This is a genomic window from Micromonospora sp. NPDC048930 (genome assembly GCF_043197935.1).
Classification (GTDB): Bacteria; Actinomycetota; Actinomycetes; order Mycobacteriales; family Micromonosporaceae; genus Micromonospora.
Genome location: NZ_JBICUB010000023.1, coordinates 91,504 through 97,503 on the forward strand (window position 1 = coordinate 91,504; position 6,000 = coordinate 97,503).

Below are 6,000 nucleotides of genomic sequence, written 5' to 3' on the forward strand. Positions count from 1 at the left end.
CCATCCGCCGTTGAGGTCGACTCCGGATCGGTGATGGTGCCCACCCGCCGTTCCGAGCCGGTGCAGCTGGTCCGGGTCGTGCCACCGTCGGGCAACCTGACCGTCGCCCAGCAGCAGGTGTGGCTCGGCCCCGCCCTCGCCGGCACCCCAGTCACGATCTGGGTCGACACCGACCGGCTGCACGTCCTGACCGCCGACGGCGGCCGGATCAAGTCCAGTCCCTCCCGGCTGTCCCAACGCGACCTGGCCAGCCTCCTGGCTGACGGTGGCAGCCTTGCCGGACCGCCTCCATTGCCGCAGCCCGAACCGCACACCGCGGCCGTCGAGGTCGACCGGGTCGTCAACGCTTGCGGCGGGATCAGCATCGGCGGCCGGCAGATCAGCGTCGGCATGCCCCTTGCCGGCCGGCGAATCCGGGTCCGCCTCGACGAGATCCTCGCGCACGTCGTCGACGACGCCGGGAAGCTGCGCCGCACCCTACGTTGCCCACTCCCGCCCACGGCGCTCGGCCGCATCCGCGACGCCCGCCCAGCGTCCGCAGTCCCGCCCCCAGCGGCCGCCCCGCAAGTGGAACGGGTCGTGTCCGTCAACGGCAGCATCCAGGTCGCGGGACAACGCATCCAGGTCGGCAAGGTCCACGCCCGCAAGTTGGTGTCCGTCGCCCTCGACGAGCACACCATCACCGTCTACGTCGCCGGCACCCGATCACAGCCGTCCCCCACGGCAGCACCACCGAGCTGATCCGCACGAAGGCCAAACACCAGATCACAGTCGCCGCTGGGTGAGCCCTCGCACCGGGAAGCAGGACCGTTTCTGCGCTGGTGGCTACCACGGCCAATGCGCGGCCAGGTGGGTCGGATCGTCGCCCGGCGACACCACGAACACGTGCTCGCCGCTGTCATCGAACACCAGCAGCGACCCCGCCTGCGATGCCAGCGCCACCACTGCGGCCAGCACCGCAGTGCCGGACGGCTTGCGGAACCCGATGTCAGTCACGGCCTGGTCCAACTCCACAGGCTCGTCACCGGCTGCGCGATCGACGACGCCCAGACTGACCTCGCCCAGGTCCAGGCCGCCCATCGATGCGCAGGTGGCCGGGTCCGGGCAGCCCGGAAGATCGGGGGTCAGATCATGACCGGCGACCCGGAACCACGGCACGCCGTGACAGCCGGCCTCCCGGAACGCGGACAGGACCTGCGCCACCGTCGGCAGCTCACGGGCCGCCGGTGGCTCCTCGGGCAGACCAAAGGACGACTCAGCGCCGGCTGCCCACTCAAGTCCACCGTCTGCGACAACGGCATGCAGGGGCGCCACCAGCAAGTGCCAACTCACAGCACGCATCGTGCCATCCGACGGCCGGAACCCTGGAACGGGAACCGGCCCCTCCGGGACGGCCTCGCCCTACCATTCGCCCAGGAACCGAAACCTATCGATCTCGTCCTGGCGTCAAGCGTCCTGCGACGCCGTTTCGTCAACCATCTGTGAGGCTCCCGGTGGTGGTCCTAGGTGGACTGTTGCCAGGACCGGTGCCGGTGATCAGGGCTGACTCATCAACCATCTGGCCGCTTCTGGCGTGCCTTGCGCTTGACCTGTCGTCTTGATCGCCGGCACCGGCCTGGCCCACCGTCTGGCCTGATCAGAAGCTTGCCCGCCCTTGCGGCGTGGCTCATCACAGATGTGCCGTAGGTGTCTCCACCCAGGCCGGTGCCAACGTCAACCACCGCCCCTGGGAAGGAGCAACGGTGTAATGCCCATGCTCGCAGAATCGGTCGATGCCGTCATCGGCGTGGACACTCACACCGACACGCACACCGCCTGCCTGCTCGATCACGCTGGGCGGAAGATTGCGACCATCACCATCGAGGCGAGCCCTGGCGGGTGCAGCGACCTTATCGCCTGGGCCGTGCAGCAGGCGCCAGGTCCGCGGTTGATCTGGGCGGTCGAAGGCCGCCGTTCGCACGGAGCCGGGCTGCTGCGCACGCTCCTGGCCGCGGGACAGCAGGTGATCGAGGCCGGGCGGCCGCAGCGCGTCGGTCGGCGGCCAGGCAAGTCTGACCCGTCCGATGCGCTTCTGGCCGCCCGCACCGCCCTGGCCGCAGGACATCACGCTCAGCCGCGTAGCGACGGCGACCGGGAAGCGTTACGCATCCTGCTCGTAGCCCGCGAACACGCCAATGCCACCCGCACCGCCGCGATCAACGTATTCAAGGCACTGCTGACCGCACCGGACCAGCTGCGCGAGCCGCTACGCCGACAGTCAACGCCGCGGCAGACCGCCGCGTGCGCCCTGCTACGCGTTCACCCCCGCCACACCCGCACCGAACGGGTCCTGCGGCAGACCCTGCGCAGCCTGGCCCAACGCATCCGTCTGCTGGATAAAGAGATCCGCGCCAACGAGCGTCAACTTCACGACCTGGTCGACGCGATCATGCCCGCGTTACTGGCCGAGCCCGGCGTCGGCCCGGTCAGCGCGGCACACCTGGTCATCGCCTGGTCCCACCCCGGCCGCTGCCGCTCGGAGGCCGCCTTTGCCGCCCTCGCCGGCGTCAGCCCGCTGCAGGCGTCCTCCGGCCGCATCACCCGTCACCGGCTCAACCGCTTCGGCGACCGCCAGCTCAACCGAGCTCTCCACACGATCGTGAACTGGCGCATGATCCACGGCCACGAACCCACCCAGCACTACCTCACCCGCCGACGCGCACAACAGAAATCCGACGCCGAAATCCGCCGCTGCCTCAAGCGCTACACCGCCCGGCACATGTTCCGGCTCATGGAAACCGCCGGAAGGACTTGACGAGCCATAGGAGCGTCTGGTGGGACGCCACTGTCAAGCATGTGCCGTGACAGGACACGCCCAAGACGCCACTGCCGAGACCCACCTGAGGCTTGACGTTTCCGTCCCAGGTGAGGGTTGACGGTTGGCCTAGGAGAGTTTCGGGTCATCGTAGTGGTGTGTTCGTGACCGTCGCCGCTGGCGGTTAGTCGCCGGCGATGATCAAGGATCCGTTGTTGGTTCGGGAGCACAGGTCTGCAAGTGTCCGGAGGCGTTGCAGGCCGCGGCGTTCCCGATCGTTGTGCGCGGCGGGCAGCAGTCGGTCGATCTCGGCGATTAGGCCGGGCATGGTGGCCGGGTCGAGGTCGAGGTCGTCGTGGGGGCCGACGCGACCGAGGATCGGGTATGCGGCGTCGCAGGTGGGTAGCAGCCGGTCGAAGTCACCGGCTGCGTCGAAGGTGCCCCCGGCCGGGTCTGCGATCCGGTCGATGTGGGTGGCTCCTTGGTATAGGAAGACCTGCACGCCCATTACTCGATCATGCCTGAGAGCCGGAGACGTGGTGGCACCAGTTCGTTTCAGGACGGTGCGAGGTCCCGGCTGATCTTGCGTGGTCGGTGGGTTTTGATGCTGCGGACGGGTTGGTCGTTGGTCCGCCGGAATGTGCGGGGGCCGTCGTCGCACTCAACGGTGAGGGTGGTGTCGGTGACGTCGATGGTGATGGTCTTGCCGGCGTGCACGCGGCCGAGGGCGACCTTCTGGCCGACGACCATGACGACTCCGCTGTTGGAGGCCCGCCGCTGCACCCGGGTGGGTCCGATGGCCGGTTGGGGCGGTGGATCTGCCGGGCGGGCACCGCGCAGCCGGATCACCTCCTCGGGGGTGAGCGGGTTGGGGCGGGTGCGTAGCAGTTGGCGGGTTTCCAGGTCGAAGAACGTCAGGGTGTGGGCGTCGACGCGGATGCCGACGCGGCGGCCGCCGAGGATCTCGGCGGCGAGGATGATGTGCTGGCCGAGGGAGACGCTGCCGCTGCGGCTGACGGTCCGTTCGACCTCCACCACGCCCGGACGGCCCGCCGTGTCCACCGGCAGCGGCGATGGCCCGGCCGGGCGGCCGCCGGTGCGGGCCAACATGGCCAGGTCGGTCACCGACAGGTGTGAGCGCACGGACTTGATCCGGGCGCCGGCGATGAGCAGGTGGATGACGTCGGTGTCGGCCCAGAACGTCACCGTCACGCCGGAGCGGGCTGGGCCGAGCCAGAACTGTTTCCCAGCGACCTGCAGGTTCCCCGAGGGCGGCACGACCCGGTCGAACTCCACCGGCCCACCGCGGTAGTCGACGACTGGCTGCGGCGGTTCGGCGTCGTCGACCGACGCCAACGCGGCCAGGTCGACCGGCGGGGCGATCGGTGCGGTCTCGCCGACTGCGTCGGCGAGGAAGCCGTGCAGCTTCACCGGCATCAGCCGCTGATCCGGGCCGTTTGCGGGGCGGAACCGGTCGGCCGGGAACGCCATGTCCAGGGATTGATGCGGCCGGTCGATGTTGTATTCGTGCCGGAACGCATCCACCGCCGCCTGCGCCGCCGCCAGGTCGGCGAACACGCCGGCGTCGTCCAGCAGCTCTCGGCGCAGCGTCTGGTGGAAGCGTTCGACCTTCCCCGTGGTGGTCGGGGAGGCGGGCTGGGTGAGCCGGTGCACGATGCCGTTCTCCCGGCAGATCCGGTCGAACAGTACCTCCCCGCCCTTGCCGAACCGGTCGGTGAACTGCTTGCCGTTGTCCGTCAACAGTTCCTCGGGCACCCCGAACCGGGCCAGCCCTTCGGCCAGGGCCAGACACACGGCACGGCCGGTCGCCCGACGGACCACCTTCGCGATCACCGCGAACCGAGAATGGTCGTCCACCCCCGTGACCACCTTGGCCTCGGTGCCGTCAGCGAGGATGATTCCGCCGACGATGTCCATCTGCCACAACTCCATCGGCCGGGCCCGTTCCCACCGCACATAGTCGCCCCGGCCACGGCGACGTTTGACCGCCACGTGCAGCCCGTGCCGGGCCAGGATCCGATAGACCGTCATCCGCGACGGCACCGGACCCGGGCAGCCGTTACGACCCAGCTCAAACGCGATCCGCCGCGCACCCCACCGCGGGTGTTCCCGCCGCAGCTCACACACCGCCGCCTCCACCTCCGGCGACGACTGATGCGGGCACGAATCCGGCCGGTGCGACCGGTCCTGCAACCCGGCCAGACCAGCCTCCTCATACCGACGCAACCATGCATGAACACTCTGCCGCGTCACCCCCAGCTGAGCGGCGAACTCGCCCACGCGATCTCCGGCCTTCACCGCGAGAACCGCGCGATACCGCTGCTCCACCACCGACATGTGCACCAGCGCCAATCCCGGCCCCCTGACCTCGCGATGCCCGCAGACATCACGCGATCAAGAAGCCGAACACGGCCACTGTCAAGCATCAGGTGGGACGCCGATGTAAAGCATCAGCCGGGACACGACATGTGTGTCTAGTCCCACCACATGCTTGATGAATCCGTCCCAGCACCTGCTTGACAGTGGGCCTAGGAAGCGTGGGCGTGGTCGGGGCCAGCGGGTGGGGACGTCAACGCATGCCAGAGCCGTTGGTATTCGGCTGGTTCGCCGATCTTGGCTCGGTGCTGTGGGTGGTCGACGTAGTGCCGGATCGTGTCTGCGATGAACCACGGATGGACGTTGTCGACGCGCAGCCGCCGGCCCAGGGGGAGGATGCCGCGGCGGCGGACCAACTCCGGTCGGGCGTAGGTAAGGGCCAGGGTGGCGGCGTTGACTGCGGGTCGGGAAGGGCGGCCAGCTGCCAGCGCCTCCCACGGCACCATCAAGGAGCCGGCGAAGTCGCGTTGACAGACACCGTCCGGTCGCAGCTCGACCAAAACGCCGCGCCAGCCGCCGGCAACCTGTAGACCGGCGCCGACGAGGAGCAGGAACGGCAACACATTGAACAGGCCCACGCCGTCCAGGTGGCCAGTGCCCAGGAACTGCGAGGCCAAGAAAGTGAACCCCACAGCCAGGTAGATCTGGGACGCGCTCGGTTCGGTGGCGAACGCCCGCACCTCGGGCTTGACCAGTAAGGCCGCCGGACGTAGTTGTCGGCGTACGAGTTCGTGGGTCCAGGTAGGTACGAATGAACGGGACCAGGTCAGGCGACGTTGGCTTGGCCGTCGATGGCGGTGAGGCGGTTC

Annotated in this window: 6 protein-coding genes; 2 read left to right on the forward strand and 4 right to left on the reverse strand. The window is 69.0% G+C overall.

Annotation, left to right across the window (positions count from 1 at the left end; translation table 11 throughout):
- The first annotated feature begins 33 nt into the window (after positions 1 to 33).
- The gene (locus ACGFI9_RS34590) at positions 34 to 741 is read left to right on the forward strand and encodes a hypothetical protein (protein ID WP_393184833.1); all 708 of its coding nucleotides are present in this window, start codon (positions 34 to 36) and stop codon (positions 739 to 741) included.
- Between the two features lie 84 nt (positions 742 to 825).
- Here the strand turns inward: ACGFI9_RS34590 and ACGFI9_RS34595 are convergent, their stop codons facing one another.
- The gene (locus tag ACGFI9_RS34595; protein WP_393184834.1) at positions 826 to 1,203 is read right to left on the reverse strand and encodes a hypothetical protein; all 378 of its coding nucleotides are present in this window, start codon (positions 1,201 to 1,203) and stop codon (positions 826 to 828) included.
- 544 nt (positions 1,204 to 1,747) lie between these two features.
- On the opposite strand from ACGFI9_RS34595, the gene ACGFI9_RS34600 reads away from it, so the two are divergent.
- Positions 1,748 to 2,794 (forward strand): IS110 family transposase, encoded by a 1,047-nt coding sequence (locus ACGFI9_RS34600; protein WP_393184837.1) that lies wholly within the window; start codon positions 1,748 to 1,750, stop codon positions 2,792 to 2,794.
- Positions 2,795 to 2,978: 184 nt separating this feature from the next.
- Here the strand turns inward: ACGFI9_RS34600 and ACGFI9_RS34605 are convergent, their stop codons facing one another.
- The 3 genes from ACGFI9_RS34605 to ACGFI9_RS34615 all read right to left on the reverse strand — a co-directional run.
- The gene (locus tag ACGFI9_RS34605) at positions 2,979 to 3,296 is read right to left on the reverse strand and encodes a hypothetical protein (RefSeq protein ID WP_393184839.1); all 318 of its coding nucleotides are present in this window, start codon (positions 3,294 to 3,296) and stop codon (positions 2,979 to 2,981) included.
- Between the two features lie 53 nt (positions 3,297 to 3,349).
- Positions 3,350 to 5,152 carry an IS481 family transposase gene (locus tag ACGFI9_RS34610; RefSeq protein ID WP_393184853.1) on the reverse strand — a complete coding sequence of 601 codons (1,803 nt, stop codon included), beginning with the start codon at positions 5,150 to 5,152 and terminating at the stop codon, positions 3,350 to 3,352.
- A gap of 191 nt (positions 5,153 to 5,343) precedes the next feature.
- Positions 5,344 to 6,000: hypothetical protein (locus ACGFI9_RS34615; protein WP_393184842.1), on the reverse strand; the 657-nt coding region annotated here is incomplete at its 5' end.